The organism is Shewanella sp. Isolate8 (genome assembly GCF_022398495.1).
Taxonomy (GTDB): Bacteria; Pseudomonadota; Gammaproteobacteria; order Enterobacterales; family Shewanellaceae; genus Shewanella; species Shewanella aquimarina.
The window spans coordinates 1,762,495-1,782,765 of record NZ_JAKEVI010000001.1; the positions used below are offsets into that span (position 1 = coordinate 1,762,495).

Here is a 20,271-nt window from a genome sequence, read left to right on the forward strand (position 1 = left end):
TCCCGCAAGTGTGTCACGAGAATGATTAACGAGAGCTTAATAATCTTTCGGCGGTGGCGGCGCAAGCACCTCACGGTTACCATTGTGTCCCTGTGAACTGACGACACCTTGCATCTCCATCTGTTCGATGATGCGAGCGGCCCGGTTGTAACCAATCTTAAATTTACGCTGCACGCTGGAGATAGAGCCGCGACGCGTCTCGGTAACGAAAGCCACCGCCTCATCGTAGAGTGAGTCCATCTCTTCATCACTCTCGGCCGCCTCACCAGGCAGCAGCACCTGTTCGCCTTCGGCCGAGCCCTGCAAGATCTCATCGATATATTGCGGCTTGCCGCGACTGTGCCAGTCGGCCACCACAGCATGCACCTCATGGTCATCGATAAAGGCGCCATGAACACGAATAGGCACACTGGTTCCCGGCGGCAGGTAGAGCATGTCACCCATACCGAGGAGGGTCTCGGCGCCCTGTTGATCGAGAATGGTGCGAGAGTCAATACGAGAAGACACCTGAAACGCCATACGGGTCGGGATGTTCGCCTTGATTAAACCTGTGATCACATCGACCGACGGACGCTGGGTCGCCAAGATAAGGTGAATACCGGCCGCACGCGCCTTCTGCGCGATACGGGCGATCAACTCTTCCACCTTCTTACCCACGATCATCATCATGTCGGCAAATTCGTCGACAACCACCACGATTGACGGCAGCTTATCCAGCTCTGGCGCCTGCTCTTCCATGCTGTCTTGCGAACGCCACAGCGGATCTGTGATCACCTCACCGCGTTCCTTGGCATCTTTAATCTTGGCGTTATAGCCCTTGAGGTTACGCACCCCGAGTGCCGACATCAGCTTATAACGACGCTCCATCTCACCGACGCACCAGCGCAGCGAGTTGGCCGCCTCTTTCATGTCGGTTACCACCTCACAGAGCAGATGCGGGATCCCTTCGTACACCGAAAGCTCCAGCATCTTAGGGTCGATCATGATGAAACGTACATCGTCCGGCCCTGACTTATAGAGCAGGCTGGTGATCATCACGTTAACCCCAACAGACTTACCGGAACCTGTGGTACCGGCCACCAGGAGGTGCGGCATCTTGCCAAGGTCGACGACCACGGGCTCGCCTGAGATATCTTGACCCAGCACCATGCTCAGATGAGACTGGCTATGCTCGAAGGCCTCGCTGCCGAGCACGTCGCGCATGAACACGGTTTCGCGGAACTTGTTAGGGATCTCAAGACCCACATAGGCCTTACCCGGGATAACCTCGACTACACGTACGCTTTCGGCAAGCAGCGAACGCGCCAAATCTTTAGATAAGTTAGTGATCTTAGAAGCCTTCACACCAGGTGCGAGTTCTAGCTCGAAACGGGTGACCACAGGGCCAGGGAAGACGCCGACCACCTTGGCCACAATGTTAAAGTCTGCAAGCTTGACCTCGACCAGACGCGCCACCTGGTCAAGTTCTTCCTGACTGATTGGGTTTGTCTTACGATTTGGTACATCGAGCAGTGAGATATCCGGCAACGGCGTAACAGGCTTCTTCGGCTGAGCCTCTTCCCCCCCCGGCAGCACGACTATGCCATCGACAATCTTTGCCTGCTCGACCTTCTGATTTTTAGGCAGTTTCTTGGGCAGCACGGCGCCGGTTGAATGCTTGGCATCGAAATCGATCGAGACGTCATTATCCTGAGCAGAGAAGCTCAGAGCAGGGTCTTGCGCTCCTACCTCGGCAGCAGGTTTTACCGTTGGCAGGCTGAAGCTTGGCTCCTTACCCCGGTCACGAGAAGAAGCTTCTTGAGCCTCATCCTCGTCATATTCATCATCGTAATCATCTTGGTCGTCCTCATAGGTGTTTTCTTCAGCCTTAGCCAAAGCCTTTTGACGACGAGACTCCTTATATCGGTCAAATACCGACATGAACCCCTTGGTATCATCGGTTTCGGGCGCACTCGAGAATTTCTCGGGAACATGTTTAAGCTGCTTCAAACACCAGATGGTGGCAAAGCCCACCATTTCGACCACGGTTAACCAACTGACGCCGGTCAGGAGCGTAAAGCCGGCTCCGACGAAACAGAGTAGCAGCAGTGTGGTACCCAGCTGATTAAAATAGGGAAGCATGGCATCGGCGATCACATCACCCGAGACACCGCCCGCAGAGAACTCGTAAATATCATTGGCATTCATGCTTGCCAAAGATGCCAGGCTAAAAGTGATCAGTAGGAAGCCGATCAGCCTTAAACCCACGGAAAAATAATCTATCTCCAACAAGCGGTGAATACGTTTGAACAGCAACCAGCCTGTCACCGCCACTATGATAGGAATTAGATAGGCGGTGTAACCAAAGAAATAGAAGAGGACATCGGCAAGCCATGCTCCCACGGCGCCGGTAACGTTTTTAATCTCGCCTTCAAAATTAGACTGACTCCATCCCGGATCAGACGAATGGAAGCTACTCAGTGCAAGCAGAATATAGGTGGCGACCATGCAGCAGAAGATGAGTCCGCCTTCGAGCAGACGCTGCAGACCGCTGAGTGTTTTGACACTATTTCCCTTAGACAAAAGACAACCCACAAAGCAAAAACAAAAAAGGTGAGCCTAAGATATCAAAATAATTCGCGCCATGCAGCGTTTTACCTGCCTATACAGCACAATAGCGAGGTAAAAGCCTATCATTGGTGAAAAACTATTCGAGATGAAAAAAAAGGAGCCTTTACGGCTCCTTTTTTACGACATAAATCGTTTTTAAGACTCAAGCGTTACATTGATTGCAACTCTATTGGTCTGCTTGACTTCTTCCATCACAACGTAGGTACGAGTATCAGAAACAGCGGGCAACTTAAGTAGAGTTTCACCTAACAAGCGACGATAGGCAGACATGTCAGAAACACGGGTCTTCAATAAATAGTCGAAGTCGCCAGACACCAGATGACATTCTTGAATATCATCAAGCAGCTGTACGGCACGATTAAACTTATCAAATACTTCTGCAGTATCGCGATTTAGCGTGATTTCTACGAACACAAGTAATGACGCCCCAAGGTAATGGGGATTTACTAGCGCAGTATATCCATTGATGTAACCTTGCTTTTCGAGTCTTTTAACTCTCTCTAAACAGGGAGTGGGGCTCAGCCCTACACGCTTTGACAACTCAACATTGGAAATGCGGCCGTCGATTTGCAACTCGTTAAGGATGTTACGATCGATCCGATCTAAGTCTTTTATAGGACTCTTTTTATTATTAACCATATTTATAACCTTGCTTTATCACTAAAACAACATTTACTGCTACGTATGTCAAAAGTTCAGCAGCATTAACTGCCGAAGTGATACTATACTAGATTTCCCTGAAACAATCACGTTCAGGACCTATAAAATAACAATTCAACCCAGAATAAATGGGTTTTTATTCAATTTGAGGCTCGAAGATGATAATTGGTGTACCTAAAGAAATCAAAAACCACGAATATCGTGTTGGTATGGTGCCGTCAAGTGTCCGCGAATTGACCCTAAAAGGTCATGAAGTATTTGTAGAGAAGAATGCAGGTGTTGGGATCGGTTTTAGCGACCAGGACTATGTCGATGTAGGCGCATCAATCTTAGACACTGCAGCTGAAGTGTTTGCTAAAGCAGACATGATCGTTAAGGTTAAAGAACCTCAAGCGGTCGAGCGTGCCATGTTGCGTGAAGATCAGTTGCTGTTCACTTATCTTCATCTTGCCCCCGATCTGCCACAAACTGAAGATCTTATTAAGAGCGGTGCCGTGTGTATCGCCTATGAAACCGTTACCGATGCCCGTGGCGGTCTGCCACTACTGGCCCCTATGTCAGAAGTAGCCGGTCGCATGTCGATCCAAGCCGGTGCGATGGCACTAGAAAAATCTAAGGGCGGCCGTGGCATGCTACTTGGTGGCGTTCCAGGTGTTGAGCCAGCCAAAGTGGTCATCATCGGTGGCGGCATGGTAGGAACCAACGCGGCGCAGATGGCCGTAGGTCTCGGCGCCGATGTGGTTATCCTAGATCGCAGCATCGATGCACTACGTCGTCTGAATGTTCAGTTCGACAACCGCGTCAAGGCTATTTACTCGACAGCCGACGCTATCGAGAAGCATGTGCTGGAAGCCGACCTAGTGATCGGTGGCGTACTGGTACCAGGTGCTGCAGCGCCTAAGCTAGTGACCAAAGATCACATTAAGCGTATGAAGCCAGGCAGCGCCATCGTTGACGTCGCCATCGACCAAGGTGGTTGTGTCGAAACTTCTCATGCAACCACTCACCAAGACCCAACTTATATCGTTGATGAAGTAGTACACTACTGCGTGGCTAACATGCCTGGCGCGGTTGCACGTACCTCTACCTTCGCGCTAAACAACGCGACACTGCCTTACATCATCAAGTTGGCCGACATGGGCTACCGTGAAGCACTGCGTCAAGACAAGCACCTGCTAAACGGCTTGAACGTAATGCACGGCAAGGTAACCTGTAAAGAAGTTGCCGAGGCCCTCAACTTCGAGTTTGTTGATCCAAGCGTACTACTCGCTTAATCAACCAAAGGGTGTAAACAAAGGGAGCCAATGGCTCCCTTTTTCGATTAGGACAATCTAAAAGATTGCCTTTACCCCTTAGGGGAAATTCCCTACAATCGCTGCAATTCGCTAAAGGCACGGAGAAAAAGATGAGCCAAGCTAGACACTGTAACTTATTAATTTTGGGTTCGGGCCCTGCTGGGTACACCGCCGCTGTTTATGCTGCCAGAGCAAACCTAAAGCCTGTTTTGATCACGGGTATGCAGCAAGGTGGTCAGCTGACGACCACAACTGAAGTCGAAAACTGGCCAGGCGACGCCGACGACCTCACAGGTCCGGCTTTGATGGAGCGTATGCAGAAGCATGCCGAGAAATTCGAAACAGAGATCATCTTCGACCACATCAACGAAGTGAACCTGCAAGAGCGCCCTTTCCAACTTAAAGGTGACAGTGGTGAGTACACTTGTGATGCACTGATCATCTCTACCGGTGCATCGGCCATGTACCTGGGCCTTGAGTCAGAAGAAGCCTTCAAGGGGAAAGGCGTATCGGCTTGCGCTACCTGTGATGGATTCTTCTACCGTAACCAGAAAGTTGCCGTGATCGGTGGTGGTAACACAGCCGTTGAAGAAGCGCTTTACCTGAGCAACATCGCATCAGAAGTTCACCTGATACATCGCCGCGACAGCTTCCGCTCTGAGAAGATCCTCACGAAGCGTCTGATGGACAAGGTTGCTAATGGCAACATAGTACTGCACCTTGACAGTACCTTAGATGAAGTCGTTGGTGACAACATGGGTGTGACCGGTGTGAAGATCAAGAGCACCAAAGATGAAAGCATTACCGAATTTGATGTGATGGGCGTATTCGTCGCCATCGGCCACAAGCCAAACACTCAGATGTTTGAAGGCCAGCTGGAAATGAACAATGGCTACATCAAGGTACAGAGCGGTCTTGGCGGCAACGCCACGCAAACCAGTATTCCTGGTGTGTTCGCTGCTGGCGACGTGATGGACCAACATTACCGTCAAGCGATCACCTCTGCCGGTACCGGCTGTATGGCGGCCCTAGACGCAGAGCGTTTCTTAGACGCACAATAAAGCGCGTTACCCTTCATAAAAAAGCAGGCCTAGCGCCTGCTTTTTTTTGTATTTATGATCGAGTAATACCAATCACAGTAAATATGTGCTCGGAAATAGCGCAGAAAAAACGCTTGAGAACAAAGCAGGATTTTTAGATAAGTAGTTATTCTACAATTAAAAATACTAATACAGTTATCGAGCATTTTAACAAGCTAGAATGATCAATTGTTTATTACGATTGGTATAAATAAATTTGCGATGATCGGGCACAAAAAAAGGGACCCTGAGGTCCCTTTCAAAGCAAAGCTCACTAATTACTTAGCTAGAGCTTCTTTTGCCTTTTCAACTAGAGTGGCGAAAACCACTTTGTCGAATACAGCGATGTCTGCCAAAATCTTACGATCGATTTCGATAGACGCCTTTTTCAGACCGTTGATGAAACGGCTGTAAGACAGACCATTTTGACGAGAAGCCGCATTGATACGTGCAATCCACAGTTGACGGAATTGACGCTTCTTCTGACGACGGTCACGGTAAGCATATTGACCAGCTTTGGTTACTGCTTGCTTAGCAACACGGTAAGTACGTGAGCGAGCTCCGTAATAACCTTTAGCTAGTTTTAGTACTTTCTTGTGACGAGCACGAGCGGTTACACCACGCTTAACTCTAGGCATTGTTCTTTACTCCTCTAATTAAGCGTATGGTAGTTGACGTGCAATTGCTGGCACATCAGACTTCGCAACTAAACATTTAGCACGTAAGTGACGTTTACGCTTAGTGCTCTTCTTGGTCAAAATATGACGTAAATGGGCTTGCTTGCGCTTAAAACCGTTAGCGGTTTTCTTAAAACGCTTTTGTACACCCTTGTCTGTTTTCATTTTAGGCATTGCTAAAACTCCGCATTGGGAAATTAATAAAACGCAAGGCGAGCAGAGTCCCTCAGAGAGGTCTCTGCTACTTTTAAATTTGCCTTACTATTTCTTTTTCGGCGCGAGTACCATCACAGCCTGGCGACCTTCCATTTTTGGAAAAGCCTCCACGATTGCTATCTCAGCCAGGTCGTCTTTAATACGATTCAAAAGATTCATACCAAGACTCTGGTGAGCCATCTCGCGACCACGGAAACGCAGCGTTACTTTCGCCTTGTCGCCGTCTTCTAGAAAACGCTTCAGGTTGCGTAGTTTTACCTGATAGTCGTTTTCGTCAGTACCGGGACGGAATTTTATTTCCTTCACCTGTATCTGTTTCTGCTTCTTCTTTTGCTCTTTTTGGGCCTTAGCCTTATCAAAAAGATACTTTCCGTAGTCCATTATGCGACATACAGGCGGCTCTGCGTTTGGGCTGATCTCTACGAGATCTACGCCGGCTTCATCTGCAAGTTCTTGCGCTTCGCGCAGACTTACAATGCCGATAGTTTCACCGTCTAAACCATTAAGGCGTACTTCTGAAACGCCAACAATGAGCTCGTTAATTCTATTCGCCGCTGCTTTACGCACGTCTGTTTTCTTGATCTTTATGACCTATTCCTCCAACAAATTTAGACTACGGAGCGAAATCTGTTCTTTGACCATGGCGGCAAATTGATCGATTTTGATCTTACCTAGGTCAACACCATCTCTGGTTCGCACCGCGACTTCCCTATTTTCCATCTCTTGATCGCCCACGACCAATAGATAGGGAACACGCCTTAGGGTGTGTTCGCGTATTTTAAAGCCAATCTTTTCATTCCTCAAGTCTTTCGAGGCACGAATTCCCTGATCTTTAAATAATTTGACCACTTCGTCAACATATTCAGACTGTTTATCTGTAATATTCATCACAACAGCTTGAACTGGCGCCAACCAGGTTGGGAACTTGCCAGCGTATTCCTCAATCAGGATACCCAGGAAACGCTCCAGTGAGCCCAAGATAGCACGGTGGATCATCACAGGCGTCTGACGGCTGTTGTCTTCGGCAACATAAGTCGCGCCAAGACGTCCAGGCAATGCATAGTCAAGCTGCACTGTGCCGCACTGCCACGCCCTGTCTAAGCAGTCATGGAGCGTAAATTCGATCTTAGGACCATAGAAGGCCCCTTCACCCGGAAGGATCTCATACTCGATATCGTTGGCTTTTAGTGCTTCCATCAACGCCTGCTCTGCCCTGTCCCACATGGCGTCATCACCGATACGCTTCTCTGGACGGGTAGAGAGTTTCACCACGATATCGTGGAAGCCAAAGGTCGCATAGGTGTCATAGACCATCTTGATACAGCCACTGACCTCTTGCTGAACCTGCTCTTCGGTACAGAAGATATGGGCATCATCCTGGGTAAAGCCACGAACGCGCATCAAGCCATGTAGAGAGCCCGACGGCTCGTTACGGTGACAGCAACCAAACTCGGCCATACGCAGTGGCAGATCGCGATACGACTTGAGGCCTTGGTTAAAGATCTGCACGTGACCCGGGCAGTTCATCGGCTTAACGGCATACTCACGGTTTTCAGAGTGAGTAGTGAACATCGCCTCGGAGTACTTATCCCAGTGACCACTGCGCTCCCACAATACACGATCCATCATCAAGGGGCCTTTCACCTCTTGATAGGTGTACTGACCCAGTTTCTGACGAATGAACTTCTCAAGCTCGAGGAACAGGCTCCAACCATCGTTGTGCCAGAACACCATACCTGGCGCTTCTTCCTGCATATGGTAGAGGTCAAGTTGCTTACCTATCTTACGATGGTCGCGCTTAGCCGCCTCTTCAAGGCGAGTCAGGTGCGCCTTAAGGGCCTTCTTATCTGCCCAAGCCGTACCATAGATACGCTGCAGCATCTTATTGTCTGAGTTACCACGCCAGTAGGCGCCGGCCACACTCATTAATTTGAAATGATGGCAGAACTTCATGTTAGGTACATGGGGACCACGACACATGTCGGTATATTCTTCGTGATGATAGAGCGCTGGCTGATCGTCTTTGCTGATGTTCTCATCCAAGATTGCCATCTTGTAGCTTTCACCGCGTGACTCGAAGGTATCGCGGGCTTCTTGCCAGCTCACGACGCGCTTCACCACGTCATAGTTTGTCTTAGCCAATGCCAGCATGCGCTTTTCTAGCTCGGCTACATCTTCATCGGTCAGCTTGTGGTCGAGATCAACGTCATAGTAAAAACCATTATCGATCACCGGGCCGATGGCCATCTTGGTCTCAGGCCACATCTGCTTAATGGCGTGGCCCAAGAGGTGAGCACAAGAGTGACGTAAGATCTCTAACCCTTCATCGTCTTTTGCGGTGATGATTGCCAGTTCGGCATCAGTCTCAATCAGATCGCAAGCATCTTTTAGCTCGCCATTGACGCGGCCTGCGATACAGGCTTTTGCGAGACCAGGACCTATGTCCGCGGCGACATCCAGGGTAGAAACGGCGTTAGCAAACTCGCGCTTGCTGCCATCGGGAAGTGTAATTACAGGCATGTATTATCCTTATCCAGTGGTGACCCCTACGTAGGGCCACTTGGTCATATTGAGAAAAAATTAAGCAACTGAAGCGCAAAACATTACCGGAGTTTTGATCTACTTCAGCGCAGGCCTGTCATTCTAGGGCTGCATAAGGTAAATCGCAAGGCTTAAGGCCGCTGCTAAGGCTTAAATTAGAGACTAGTATTCAATGTGAAGCGCACGCGATGGGATCTGTCACCAATTATCCATCTGTATGTCATTTAACAGTCATGGACGCTCCCTACTCTAGCCGCCATATCGTTAAGGCTAACTCACTAAGGAGCCCAACCATGATGAAGCTTATTCTATTAACCGCCCTCTTGTATCAGCCTTTGTACCCCAATGACGGTACACGGGGCGCCTCTATGCTTGAGACAGCTGCGCCGCTCACAGAAACGCAAACCCTAGAAAAGCGACCAGTAGGACAGCAGATAGTAGGACAAGAGATAATAAAACAATCGCCACCATTACCCCTCAATGTCAGTCAACTGGAAGCCGAGATCGCGCTTGAACTCGATAAACGGCTCAAGGCGCTACACGCCGAGCTGCCGCAGCAAGGCACAGAGCAAGCCTTGTTAGCAAGTCAGAGTCGTTAGGTATAAAAACTAACCTAAACGCCTTGATATTTTAGATGCTTATTCGTCTTGTCACCTTAAGGGGCAATGCTGTTGCTTAACGGGATCATACTATTGCCATGTGAGGAAAAGTCATCCAAGATCCTGTTTAAACACTACTAAGCAAATGGAATGACAATGACCAAATGGGCACTGGTAACCGGCGGCGCAAAACGTATCGGTCAGGCGATTGTATTAGCCCTGCACGACAAAGGGTTTAACATTGTGCTGCACTATAATGGCTCCGAGGTCGAGGCCATTTCCCTTGCAGAGAAACTAAACCTTGTTCGGGCTAACTCTTGCCAGACTGTAAAGGCGGATCTCGCCGATGAACCGGGTATAGACACACTCATTCGGCACATTAACGTCCATCGACTCCCGCTTGGGGTTTTAGTTAACAACGCCTCTTTATTTATGCCAGACAATAACCTGATTGACTGGTCGTCTAGCCAGCGGCTGTTAAACCTTAATCTGCTCTCCCCCTATCTGTTAGCCACGGCCCTTGGCGATAATCTGGCGAGCCACCAAGGCTGCATCATCAACCTAGTCGATATTCACGGCGAGCGCCCCTTAAAACACCATGGGCTATACTCTATATCTAAGGCAGGACTACAGATGGCGACTCGCGCCCTGGCACAAGAGTTAGCGCCTAAGATAAGGGTCAATGGGATATCGCCCGGTGCGATACTCTGGCCATCCAAGAGCGATCAAGCCGCTATCGCCAAGGTCACCCAGGCTATTCCTCTACAGAGAGCTGGCGGGCCCGAGGATATCGCCAATACGGTATGCTTCATCCTAGACAGTCCTTACCTTAATGGCCAGGTGATCGCCATCGATGGCGGTCGCAGCGCAACCGGATATACAGGAGCCGACGGATGAAAATTTTTGATAAAGTGATCTGTTGTCCCCACTGTGGACATCATCAACATATCAACCTAGATATCAGTTGTGGGGATCAGGACTACTACGATGATTGCCGGGTCTGCTGTAATCCCATCCATTTTCGAACCCATATCGATGATTCCCGGCAAAAAATTGAAGTCTATGTCGACTCAGACGATGAGCAATATTATTAGCCAAACAAGACTGACATGCGCCAATAGCCTCTTATAGACGACTGATTAAGTGCATGTGCGTGTTAAAGCAAATAAAACACTAGGGCCTGTTTATCTTTCGCGTTCATTTTTGCAGCATTCCGTATCGCTTTTATACAAGGCAGAGCGATTGTAATGTGGTGTGCTACATCAATGAGTGATAACGCAGTAGAAAAATGATACAGACGCTGCCAGCAGGGTTCGTATTGAGCACGCTCAACTCTTTGTTACTCGGCTTTTATATAGAATAACTATACTTCAAGCCTCATGCCGCGATTTGAACGTGCTCAAATAGAACAAAAATTGTTCTCAAAAGGTCAACAGGCCCTAGCCCAGGCGCTTGGCGAGTACCCGCTCTACGGTATCCACTATGGCCTGAGTCTGGCTGTCTATCTCTATGTTGAGCATGGCGCCAACACTGGCTTCGTCTAAGTTAGTGATCTCCAGGGTTTCTGGAATGAGATGCAGCATAAAACCCGACTCACTCACCTCTCCCACGGTCAGACTACAACCATTTACGCCGACAAACCCCTTATAGAGGATGTAGTTCATCCATTTTGGTTCGACTTCGAGACAGATGTCGAAATGGGAGGAGGTATGACTCACCTCGGCCACCCTCGCCTGGGTATGCACGTGACCCGATAACACATGACCACCTATCTCGCTGCCATAAGTTAATGAACGTTCGATATTAACTTTGCTACCTACCGACAGATTGGCCAAATTGGTCAGCCTTAAAGTCTCTTCCATTACATCGAAAAACACCCTATCATCAGCCATCTCGGTAACGGTCAGACAGACGCCGTTATTGGCGACACTTGCACCCCGCTGCAAGTTTTCCTTCAGGTGTAATGGCATCACAATTTCGATTGTATTAAGACCATCTTTTTTATGAATAGCCGCCACTTCACATGTGGCTTGAACAATACCTGTAAACATTTTTTACTCTCTGCATTAAGGCGTTTTCATGAATCAATTCGGCTTTCAAGCCAAAAAGCTCGTCCATCTCGCGTTGCCTGTGCTCATCGCCCAGGTCACCCAAACCATGATGGGTTTTATCGATACCGTCATGGCCGGACGGGTCAGCGCTTTGGATATGGCCGCGGTGGCCATCGGTGGCAGTCTTTGGCTGCCGGCACTCTTATTTGTACAGGGCCTGCTGGTTGCCTTTACCCCAGTCTTTGCCAGCCACCATGGCGCCGATAATCAAAACGCCATCCGGCCAATGGCCTATCAGGCAGCCTATATTGCCATAATCGGCGCCGCTGTTGTCATAGCCTTTCTGCTTTTTGCGCCACAGATCTTTAAATTAATGGGATTATCTGCCGATCTTGCAGAACTGAGCATCCGTTATCTCCACGGCTTCGCCTGGGGCGTGCCCGCCTTCGTCCTGTATCAGGTGTTGCGTGGCTGCAGCGAAGGGATCTCCTACACGCTGCCTACCATGGTGATAGGTTTCGTTGGTCTGGCGGTGAACATTCCGGCCAACTATATCTTCATCTATGGCCATTTAGGCGCGCCAGCGATGGGTGGTGCAGGCTGTGGGTTTGCAACGGCGTTAGTGTTCTGGGCCATGTTCATCACCATGATCATCTATATGCAGCGCCATAAACGCTTCGCAGCCCTAGCCCCCTTAAGTGCCTTCCACCTGCCAGATCTGGCAACTATGAAGAAGATGACCAAGCACGGCATGCCCATCGCCATGGCACTGTTTTTCGAGGTCAGCCTGTTTGCCATCATCGCACTGTTACTCGCGCCATTGGGCGCCGACGTCGTGGCGGGCCATCAGATTGCACTCAACTTCTCATCAATCGTGTTTATGCTGCCCCTCTCTATCGGTATCGCGGTCTCGATTCGGGTTGGCTACTATCTGGGACAAGATAAGGCTGTAATCGCTAAACTGGTGACTAAAGTCGGTCTGATTATCGCCTTTAGTCTGGCAGCCTGCACCGCGGTTTTCACTGTGGTGTTTCGCACTCAGATCGCGCTGCTCTATAACCAAAACCCAGAGGTAGTTGCCTTAGCGAGTAGCCTAATGTTCCTGGCCGCCCTGTATCAGTTGTCTGATTCGGTACAAGTTGTCACGGCGGGTGCCTTGCGGGGATACCACGACACCCGCAGCGCCTTCTACATTACCCTGATTTCCTATTGGGCCATTGGCATGGTACTAGGTTACCTCTTGGCTGAGACCGAACTCTTGGTGCCAGCTATGGGGGCACATGGTTTCTGGATTGGCTTGATTGCTGGCCTCACCAGCGCGGCGCTGCTTTTTGCCTTAAGGCTGAAGCATATTCAAAGGCACCCAAAACAACTCGCCTTGGTCGACCAGCCCGTTAGTCACACAGATTTATAGCCATCACAAAAACCGCCAAGGTGATGTTTAACTCTATAATCATCATCTTGGCTAGTTTCCTAGTTGTAAGTTTTGCCGAATTTACCGCCGCTTTGGCGTTAAATAGATCAAGTTGCACAGCAAATCACCGCTTGATTGAAAAATTACGATTTTTTGCTTGCAACTCACCTTACATCCCTCGTAATATAGCGCTCGTTCGCTGGCCGACAGGTCGTGAACGGTAAAGCAGTACAACCGTAGCTCAGTTGGTTAGAGCACCACCTTGACATGGTGGGGGTCGGTGGTTCGAATCCACTCGGTTGTACCAATTTTACAAGAGATACCAGTACAACCGTAGCTCAGTTGGTTAGAGCACCACCTTGACATGGTGGGGGTCGGTGGTTCGAATCCACTCGGTTGTACCATCTTGTAAAATGGATATCAGCCAGCGCAAGCTGGTTTTTTTATGCCTGTCGCCTACTCAGCTCCATCAGTGACCAACTCTGCCCCCGTTTCAATCACTCGAAACCTAGCCTACTTTGCACTAACCATCACCATAATCGGTTCCCCCCCAGCAAAAGATTGATTGCCGGCAAGATCGATAATACTCACCTTGGTCTTCACCCTATTGGCGATAGAGGAGTGACGCTCGAGGAAGAGATAACTTTGCTGCGCCTGATATTTATGAGAGAACTGCGCCAGACTCAGGCCATTACAGGAAATACTGTTCACACCAAAGCGCATGTTGTGGTCATAGTTAACCAATTTGCGTTTTAGCGCCGAACTGTTATCGCTACCCGCCGCAATACAGATCTTGGTCTCGACACTATTGTCTCGTGCCACAAATTGATAGTGAGGATTGGTATGAGTGGCGACCGCCGAGGTTTCGCTTAAAACCTGCGGCGAACTCAAGGCTAAGCCAATCGCCGTAACGGCCACACCGATAGAAAAAAACGCCCCTGTTTTCATGTTGAACTCCTTGAGCCGTTAAGGAAAACGGCACTGTGACGTCAGGATGTTACTGATTAGGCGAGGCGACGCCTATATTGACGCAAAGAAGACCAGCCTCACCAAATCAGCTCATCTCAAGTAAAGCCTAAAAGTGTCGCCAAGGTTGTTAACCCTTGATGTCAAAGTGTTGCAAGCTGTGTAGCGGCCTAGAGCTAACGTTTGGGTGGGGCTTATCCTACTAAAATCCTAGAGAAAAAAAGTACAACTGAGTTACACTGTCCCTTGGCGAGTGACAACAGGAGCCGGGAATGAGCCAGCGTACATTACACACCCTATTTAAACCTAAGTCGGTGGCCATCATAGGTGCCTCCAATGGCGCCAAACGTGCCGGTAATGTGGTGATGCGCAATCTACTGTCTGGCGGGTTTTCGGGGCCTATCATGCCGGTGACGCCTAAATATGATGCCGTGATGGGTGTCTTGGCCTATCCCAATATCGAAGCCCTGCCCCTTAAGCCAGATCTGGCCATCATCTGCACTGCAGCCAGCCGTGTACCCGCCATCGTCGAGCGACTCGCTCAATTTGGTTGTAAGGTGGCGATCATCAATGCCTCGGGCATGGCCAACCAACTCGATGAAGAGGGCCAAAACCTGTTAACCCTGACACGCGCCCATGCCAAACGCTATGGCATGCGGATCCTTGGTCCTAACAGCCTGGGGATGATGTTGCCTAATTTAGGGCTCAATGCCAGCCTGGCACACACCAGCGCCCTGCCCGGTAAAATCGCCTTCGTGTCACAATCTTCCGCCATCTGCACCACTGTGCTCGATTGGGCCAACAATAAGGGGATTGGTTTCTCGTCCTTTATCTCCCTGGGAGATGCGACCGACATCGATTTCGACGAGCTACTGGACTTTCTCGGTCGAGACTCGCGCACCACGGCCATCATGCTCTACATAGACTCGGTTAACGAGAAGCGTCACTTCCTCTCGGCCGCCCGCGCTGCCGCGCGCAATAAACCCATATTGGTGATCAAATCGGGTCGCAGCCTTGAGGGCACCACGGCCGCCAAGCTCCACACCGGCGGCGAGGTGGGTAACGACGCCGTCTACGAGGCCGCGTTTAGACGCGCGGGTATGCTGAGGGTCAACGATCTGGTGGAGCTTTTTGCCGCCGTTGAAACCCTGGCCCACTCCGCGCCGTTACAGGGTGAGAGGCTCGCCATTCTCAGTAATGGCGGTGGCCCCGCCGTGCTGGGGTTAGATCAGCTCATCTTGGGCGGTGGTAAGGCAGCCACCCTGGACGATGATACCTTCGATAAGCTCAATGCCTTGTTACCCGATACCTGGTCGGGACAAAATCCCGTGGATATCGGCGGTGATGCCGATGCGAAACGCTATACCCAGAGCCTGGACATCTTGATGAATGCCGATGTCACCGACGCCATCTTGGTGTTGCACTCACCCTCGGCCCTCGGAAATGGCATAGAGATAGCTAACAGCATCATAGAGCTCGTCTCAAAACATCCGAGGCGTCACAAGGTCAATGTGCTCACTAACTGGAGCGGTGAAGACTCGGCCTATCAGGCAAGAAAACTCTTTAACCGCGCCGGGGTGCCCACCTATCGCACCCCAGAGGGCGCAGTCGGTGCCTTTATGCACATGGTCGAATACAGGCGTAACCAAAAATTACTGCAGGAAGTGCCGCAATCTATACCGGATAATATCCCAACCGATGCACAGTTGGCCCGCTCGCTACTGCAACAGGCGATTGGTGCAAACAAGCAGGTTATCGAGACTCACGAAGCCAGCGCCATACTTAAAGCCTATGGGTTAAACACCATAGAGACACACTTTGCCGCCAGCGCAGAGCGCGCCGCCGAGATCGCCGAGCAGATAGGCTATCCCGTCGCCCTTAAGGTTCAATCGCCGGATATTCACCATAAATCCGACGTGCACGGCGTCACGCTCAATCTCACCTCCCACCAGGAAGTGTTGCAGGCCGCCGATGCCATGGTCGGCCGGGTACACTCGCTCAACCAGGACGCCGACATACAGGGCCTTATCGTACAGAAGATGGCCCTAACCGCCGGCACGCAGGAGATCCGCGTCGCCGTTACCCATGATCCTGTGTTTGGTCCGGCGATCTTACTCGGTGAAGGTGGCTCCGAATGGCAACCCACCACAGATGCGGCGGTTGCATTGCCGCCACTGAACATGACGCTGGCCCGCTACATGGTGATCCAGGCGCTGAAGACCCATAAGCTAAAAGACAGACACCTGCCTCTGGGTTTAGACATGAACGCCCTATGTGTCATGCTGACTCAGATCTCGCATCTCATCATAGATTGCCCCGAGATTGCGGGCTTAGATCTCAACCCTGTGCTGTGCGCCGGCGAGCAGATAACCCTATTGGATGTGAATATCCAGCTTAACGCCAATGCCCAGGACACCCCAAATCGCTTAGCCATCTGCCCCTATCCTAAGGAGCTAGAGGAACACGCGGTATTGAAGAATGGTCTTAAGATCATGCTCAGACCCATTCTGCCCGAGGATGAGCCCAAACACCTGGCCTTCGATAACTCTCTCTCCGACGAAGACAGGTATAAACGCTACTTTGGCGTGCGATCTAAGATGACCCACGAAGAGATGGCGGTACTCACCCAAATTGACTATGCGCGGGAGATGGCCTTCATCGCCACCACCAAGGGAGCCGACGGCGACGATATTACCCTAGGTGCGGTCAGGGCCTCCATCGACCCAGATAATACCGAGGCAGAGTTCGCCATGGCGGTACGCAGCGACCATCAGGGGATCGGCATAGGTAAACTGCTGCTGGAAAAATTGATCGCCTACTACAAGGCCAATGACACTGAGCTGCTGACTGGCTTTACCATGTTTGAAAACCGCAACATGGCGAGCCTGGCCAAAAAATTGGGCTTTAGCGTAACCTTCGACATGGAGGAGCACCTGATCAAAATGGATATGCCCCTCAAACCGAAACAGGACTGAACGCTATCCCTTTTAGGTTGCTAACCTTTTACGCAATTTCGGCCCGCCGACTTGGCTCTGTATAAGGCCTCATCGGCGCGCACGATATACGACTCTCTGTCATCGTCCTGGCGCAGTGTCGACACTCCGATAGAGACGGTGATCGCCCCTAAGGAGAGCTTGTTATCTTTGCCTATGCTCAGATGGCGCTCGGCAATACGGGAACGCAGTTGTTCAGCCACCACCATGGCTCCCGAGTGGTCGGTATCTGGCAACAAGATCACAAACTCCTCACCGCCATAACGCGCAACAAAGTCGTCCCCCTTCACCCCCTGTTTTAATGCGAGGGCTATGTAGGCTAATACCTTATCGCCCACCAAGTGACCATGGGTATCGTTGAACTGCTTAAAATTATCGATGTCGACCAGCAGCAGGCTGCTAAGGCGCTGCTCACGTCTAAATTGCTGGATGTGCGCCAGCACCTCCTCGTCGAAGGCGCGGCGATTACGCAGCGAGGTCAGCTGATCTGTCATCACTGCGATATTAAGATCTTCCATCTCGGCCTTTAAGGCGGCGACTTCCTGATTCATCGTCTTAAGATTCGCTTCCATCTCGCGGTTACTGGTAACGACCTGAGATACCTCTTCGGCCAGGGTATCGACCAGGCGCTCGAGCGTCTGGGGATCTGGGTCCTGGCTGATGTTCTGCTGGAAAGTGGTCAGGCTTAAGTTAAACTGCGCCGTGCCTGCGGTGACTTCAGATAAACGGGTCATAAAATTATTGATTAAGATCTGCGTCTCTATCTGCACATTCTCGATCACTTCCGGTGATTGCTCTCGAATAAAACCGTTATAGAGACCGGCATTAACCTCGGCCGTAAAAGCGGCACGACTCGCTACCAGGCTGTCGATGGCGCGTTTGAGATCTAAATTGACACCGCGAAAATACTCATACCAAACGGCATAGTTATCTGGGGTCACAGGAATATTGAGTTCGGACATGCGCGGAACCGCATGACGAAGAATTTTAGCGGAAAGTTCGGTTTCAGAGATTTGTTTAGCCAAATTCATAGAGATTTTCGCCATTGATATTATTAGAGAAACACTAGCGCACACTAGGAGCCTTCATTTGCGTAACACCATGAATGAAGGCACAATCTCTACAATAACGAAAATCTTAAGCCTTATCAGCTCTTTTTGTTGTTTTTATGTTGCAAAGCCACTATTTTCGTTCGGCAGGTTGCAAACATATCCATCTCCTTGCGGTAGACCTCGGTCGACACGTTCATCAAGCCCAATAGACTTGAGAAGAGATTATCATGGGAAAAACCGCCCTTGCCCGCAAGATCGCGCAGACACTGCTTATCTACTCCATTCTCGGCAGCAAAGTCGGGCGAGATCCAGGCCAGCATAGGGATCTTGATCTGCTCATCCGGCGCGATAGCATAAGGCGCGCCATGAAGATACATGCCACTTTCTCCTAGCGACTCGCCGTGATCCGACAGGTACAGCAAAGCGGTATCCGCATTACCCTCTTGAGCTTCTAGGCGTGAGATCACCTGGGCGATGATATAGTCTGAATATAAGATGGTGTTGTCGTAGGTATTCATCAGCTCTTCATCGCTACAATTTTGAATGTCGCTACGCTGACAATCGGGAACAAACTTGCGATGGGCCTCAGGGTAACGCAAATAATAGGTCGGGCCATGTGAACCTATGATATGCAGTACGATAAGAGTATCTTGAGCTACCCCTTGCGCAAGGCGTTTATCGAGTTCATTAAGCAGCACCTGATCGTAGCAATAGTGACCGTCACAAAGCGCCGGATCGCTGTTGAGTTCGATATTGATATGTTTGACGCGATCGCAAACTCCCTTACAGCCACTGTCATTATCCAGCCAATCAAGCGAAATACCGGCATGATCCAAGACATCTATAACTGTATCCTGAGCCTGCGCCCGACGCGCATCGTAATCTTTTCTGTCCATGCTTGAGAACATACAAGGCAGCGACACCGCGGTGGCCGTGCCACAAGACTCGGTATTTCTAAAGGGAATCATGTCAAAGGCCTTGGTATGGGCGTTGGTCGGCTTATCATAGCCATAGTACTCATAGTTATGCGCCCTGGCCGTCTCGCCTACCACTACCACCACCAAATTAGGCTTGCCGTTCTCATCTTTGGTGAGGTTCTTGGCGTCTTGGCCCTGGGCCTTATATACCAAAGGCTCTTGGAAATAGTTCACCTTCACATATTTTATCATCGAACCTATGGCATAGGTGGGCACTATGTAGCGCTTCATCTGATCGTTATTGCGACCGAAGGACACGTAGTTTTGATAGTAAAAGAAGCCGATCACCGCGATACCGGCGAGCATGGCAAACATGAAGGCGACTTTATGCAGAAGTTCTTTCACGAAAGGCTTGTAAACAATATCGGCCTTAAAGATCAGCAGCGCCGGCAGCAGCCCGGTCAGGATAAAGTTCAATATCGACGACCAGTTGAGATAGGTTAAGGCCTCGGCACTGTTGGTTTGCACGGTATTTTCGATCATGCCGTAATCGAACACCACGCCATACTGCAGCGCGGCAAAAAACACGCTGGAGGAGATCAGAGTAACAATAATAAAAAACGGCTTAAGCAGGTACTTAACCGTAAAAAGCGAAAAGATGAAACTTAACGCGAAGATAAGAAATAAGGGTATGGTGGCGATGAAGAGGTAGTTTACCTCGGCCTGATTCGTTATGCCCTGCTGGACGATACCGAATAGCGGAATGTTAAACACACAAACATAAAATAAGGCGGTTATCAGCGTAAACTGGTTCGCCGATAGAGTTTTAACGCGTGACAGCACTGAGTGTTCTCTCTGTAAATAAACGAAAAATCACGTTCAAAAGACTAACCTAGTCACCCAATCGAAGGGCCTGCGAATCAATTAGGGTCACTGCACTCTTCATGTATAGATTTCAGCACTAAATCGCTATTAGTAATGAAGCATTAGTCATGAGGCAAGTCATACTCAGAGCGGATGGCGAGTATCGAAATAGCAGTGACGCAAAAATGCTGCAACAATGTTACCAGCCAACACCCTGACAAACAAATGTAATTGTTTTTACAGACATATGCCATGCTGAGCTACTTATGTTAACAAGTATGAGTGTTAACATAAGTAGCGTGTTAACGACCATATGTGTTAACAACGACGGGCGAAG

Annotated in this window: 17 protein-coding genes and 2 tRNA genes; 9 read left to right on the forward strand and 10 right to left on the reverse strand. The window is 50.0% G+C overall.

The window, feature by feature from the left end:
* Nucleotides 1-36: 36 nt before the first annotated feature.
* Together L1D43_RS07770 and lrp are read right to left on the reverse strand one after the other, a co-directional pair.
* Nucleotides 37-2,562, reverse strand: coding sequence for a DNA translocase FtsK 4TM domain-containing protein (locus tag L1D43_RS07770; protein WP_239850570.1), 2,526 nt, complete (start codon nt 2,560-2,562; stop codon nt 37-39).
* A gap of 183 nt (nt 2,563-2,745) precedes the next feature.
* Nucleotides 2,746-3,249, reverse strand: a complete 504-nt coding sequence (gene lrp / locus L1D43_RS07775; RefSeq protein ID WP_011865823.1) for a leucine-responsive transcriptional regulator Lrp — start codon at nt 3,247-3,249, stop codon at nt 2,746-2,748.
* A 179-nt stretch (nt 3,250-3,428) separates the two neighbouring features.
* Between lrp and ald the strand changes: the two genes are divergently transcribed.
* Both ald and trxB read left to right on the forward strand, forming a co-directional pair.
* The gene (gene ald / locus L1D43_RS07780) at nt 3,429-4,544 is read left to right on the forward strand and encodes an alanine dehydrogenase (protein ID WP_041511223.1); all 1,116 of its coding nucleotides are present in this window, start codon (nt 3,429-3,431) and stop codon (nt 4,542-4,544) included.
* A gap of 131 nt (nt 4,545-4,675) precedes the next feature.
* On the forward strand, nt 4,676-5,626 hold the full coding sequence (gene trxB, locus L1D43_RS07785) for a thioredoxin-disulfide reductase (RefSeq protein ID WP_011865826.1): 951 nt from the start codon (nt 4,676-4,678) through the stop codon (nt 5,624-5,626).
* 296 nt (nt 5,627-5,922) lie between these two features.
* Here the strand turns inward: trxB and rplT are convergent, their stop codons facing one another.
* The 4 genes from rplT to thrS all read right to left on the reverse strand — a co-directional run bounded on the left by rplT (nt 5,923) and on the right by thrS (nt 9,057).
* Nucleotides 5,923-6,282, reverse strand: a complete 360-nt coding sequence (rplT, locus tag L1D43_RS07790; protein ID WP_011865827.1) for a 50S ribosomal protein L20 — start codon at nt 6,280-6,282, stop codon at nt 5,923-5,925.
* An 18-nt stretch (nt 6,283-6,300) separates the two neighbouring features.
* Complete coding sequence (rpmI, locus tag L1D43_RS07795; RefSeq protein ID WP_011865828.1) at nt 6,301-6,495, reverse strand: 50S ribosomal protein L35; 195 nt, start codon at nt 6,493-6,495, stop codon at nt 6,301-6,303.
* 87 nt (nt 6,496-6,582) lie between these two features.
* On the reverse strand, nt 6,583-7,125 hold the full coding sequence (gene infC / locus L1D43_RS07800; protein ID WP_041511221.1) for a translation initiation factor IF-3: 543 nt from the start codon (nt 7,123-7,125) through the stop codon (nt 6,583-6,585).
* A 3-nt stretch (nt 7,126-7,128) separates the two neighbouring features.
* Nucleotides 7,129-9,057, reverse strand: coding sequence for a threonine--tRNA ligase (gene thrS / locus L1D43_RS07805; RefSeq protein WP_239850571.1), 1,929 nt, complete (start codon nt 9,055-9,057; stop codon nt 7,129-7,131).
* Between the two features lie 314 nt (nt 9,058-9,371).
* Here thrS and L1D43_RS07810 point away from each other — a divergent pair, with 314 nt between their 5' ends.
* The 3 genes from L1D43_RS07810 to L1D43_RS07820 all read left to right on the forward strand — a co-directional run bounded on the left by L1D43_RS07810 (nt 9,372) and on the right by L1D43_RS07820 (nt 10,771).
* A complete protein-coding gene (locus L1D43_RS07810; RefSeq protein WP_239850572.1) occupies nt 9,372-9,677 on the forward strand; it encodes a hypothetical protein in 306 nt (101 codons plus the stop codon).
* 156 nt (nt 9,678-9,833) lie between these two features.
* Nucleotides 9,834-10,574 carry an SDR family oxidoreductase gene (locus L1D43_RS07815; RefSeq protein WP_345773700.1) on the forward strand — a complete coding sequence of 247 codons (741 nt, stop codon included), beginning with the start codon at nt 9,834-9,836 and terminating at the stop codon, nt 10,572-10,574.
* Nucleotides 10,571-10,771, forward strand: coding sequence for a CPXCG motif-containing cysteine-rich protein (locus L1D43_RS07820; protein WP_011865833.1), 201 nt, complete (start codon nt 10,571-10,573; stop codon nt 10,769-10,771). Before L1D43_RS07815 ends, L1D43_RS07820 begins: the two co-directional genes overlap by 4 nt.
* Nucleotides 10,772-11,116: 345 nt before the next feature.
* On the opposite strand, the gene L1D43_RS07825 is transcribed toward L1D43_RS07820, so the two are convergent.
* A complete protein-coding gene (locus tag L1D43_RS07825) occupies nt 11,117-11,728 on the reverse strand; it encodes a riboflavin synthase subunit alpha (protein ID WP_239850574.1) in 612 nt (203 codons plus the stop codon).
* Nucleotides 11,729-11,756: 28 nt separating this feature from the next.
* On the opposite strand from L1D43_RS07825, the gene L1D43_RS07830 reads away from it, so the two are divergent.
* From L1D43_RS07830 to L1D43_RS07840, 3 genes are all read left to right on the forward strand, one after another.
* Nucleotides 11,757-13,142: an MATE family efflux transporter gene (locus tag L1D43_RS07830; RefSeq protein ID WP_239850575.1), complete on the forward strand. Its 1,386-nt coding sequence runs from the start codon at nt 11,757-11,759 to the stop codon at nt 13,140-13,142.
* A 230-nt stretch (nt 13,143-13,372) separates the two neighbouring features.
* Nucleotides 13,373-13,449 (forward strand) — tRNA-Val (locus L1D43_RS07835).
* A gap of 20 nt (nt 13,450-13,469) precedes the next feature.
* Nucleotides 13,470-13,546 (forward strand) — tRNA-Val (locus L1D43_RS07840).
* Between the two features lie 109 nt (nt 13,547-13,655).
* Here L1D43_RS07840 and L1D43_RS07845 read toward each other — a convergent pair.
* Nucleotides 13,656-14,090, reverse strand: a complete 435-nt coding sequence (locus L1D43_RS07845) for a DUF3718 domain-containing protein (RefSeq protein ID WP_239850576.1) — start codon at nt 14,088-14,090, stop codon at nt 13,656-13,658.
* A gap of 290 nt (nt 14,091-14,380) precedes the next feature.
* Here L1D43_RS07845 and L1D43_RS07850 point away from each other — a divergent pair, with 290 nt between their 5' ends.
* Nucleotides 14,381-17,083: a bifunctional acetate--CoA ligase family protein/GNAT family N-acetyltransferase gene (locus tag L1D43_RS07850; RefSeq protein WP_239850577.1), complete on the forward strand. Its 2,703-nt coding sequence runs from the start codon at nt 14,381-14,383 to the stop codon at nt 17,081-17,083.
* A gap of 20 nt (nt 17,084-17,103) precedes the next feature.
* On the opposite strand, the gene L1D43_RS07855 is transcribed toward L1D43_RS07850, so the two are convergent.
* Entirely contained in the window at nt 17,104-18,132 is a 1,029-nt protein-coding gene (locus tag L1D43_RS07855) for a GGDEF domain-containing protein (protein ID WP_239850578.1), read from the reverse strand.
* Between the two features lie 116 nt (nt 18,133-18,248).
* A complete protein-coding gene (locus tag L1D43_RS07860; RefSeq protein ID WP_239850579.1) occupies nt 18,249-19,913 on the reverse strand; it encodes a phosphoethanolamine--lipid A transferase in 1,665 nt (554 codons plus the stop codon).
* Nucleotides 19,914-20,271: the final 358 nt, after the last annotated feature.

Excerpts from the sequence above, each read along its gene's own strand:
- lrp (WP_011865823.1), bottom strand. The coding sequence starts at position 3,249 with ATGGTTAATAATAAAAAGAGTCCTATAAAAGACTTAGATCGGATCGAT.
- ald (WP_041511223.1), top strand. The coding sequence starts at position 3,429 with ATGATAATTGGTGTACCTAAAGAAATCAAAAACCACGAATATCGTGTT.
- trxB (WP_011865826.1), top strand. The coding sequence starts at position 4,676 with ATGAGCCAAGCTAGACACTGTAACTTATTAATTTTGGGTTCGGGCCCT.
- rplT (WP_011865827.1), bottom strand. The coding sequence starts at position 6,282 with ATGCCTAGAGTTAAGCGTGGTGTAACCGCTCGTGCTCGTCACAAGAAA.
- rpmI (WP_011865828.1), bottom strand. The coding sequence starts at position 6,495 with ATGCCTAAAATGAAAACAGACAAGGGTGTACAAAAGCGTTTTAAGAAA.
- thrS (WP_239850571.1), bottom strand. The coding sequence starts at position 9,057 with ATGCCTGTAATTACACTTCCCGATGGCAGCAAGCGCGAGTTTGCTAAC.
- L1D43_RS07810 (WP_239850572.1), top strand. The coding sequence starts at position 9,372 with ATGATGAAGCTTATTCTATTAACCGCCCTCTTGTATCAGCCTTTGTAC.
- L1D43_RS07815 (WP_345773700.1), top strand. The coding sequence starts at position 9,834 with ATGACCAAATGGGCACTGGTAACCGGCGGCGCAAAACGTATCGGTCAG.
- L1D43_RS07820 (WP_011865833.1), top strand. The coding sequence starts at position 10,571 with ATGAAAATTTTTGATAAAGTGATCTGTTGTCCCCACTGTGGACATCAT.
- L1D43_RS07825 (WP_239850574.1), bottom strand. The coding sequence starts at position 11,728 with ATGTTTACAGGTATTGTTCAAGCCACATGTGAAGTGGCGGCTATTCAT.
- L1D43_RS07830 (WP_239850575.1), top strand. The coding sequence starts at position 11,757 with ATGAATCAATTCGGCTTTCAAGCCAAAAAGCTCGTCCATCTCGCGTTG.
- L1D43_RS07845 (WP_239850576.1), bottom strand. The coding sequence starts at position 14,090 with ATGAAAACAGGGGCGTTTTTTTCTATCGGTGTGGCCGTTACGGCGATT.
- L1D43_RS07850 (WP_239850577.1), top strand. The coding sequence starts at position 14,381 with ATGAGCCAGCGTACATTACACACCCTATTTAAACCTAAGTCGGTGGCC.
- L1D43_RS07855 (WP_239850578.1), bottom strand. The coding sequence starts at position 18,132 with ATGAATTTGGCTAAACAAATCTCTGAAACCGAACTTTCCGCTAAAATT.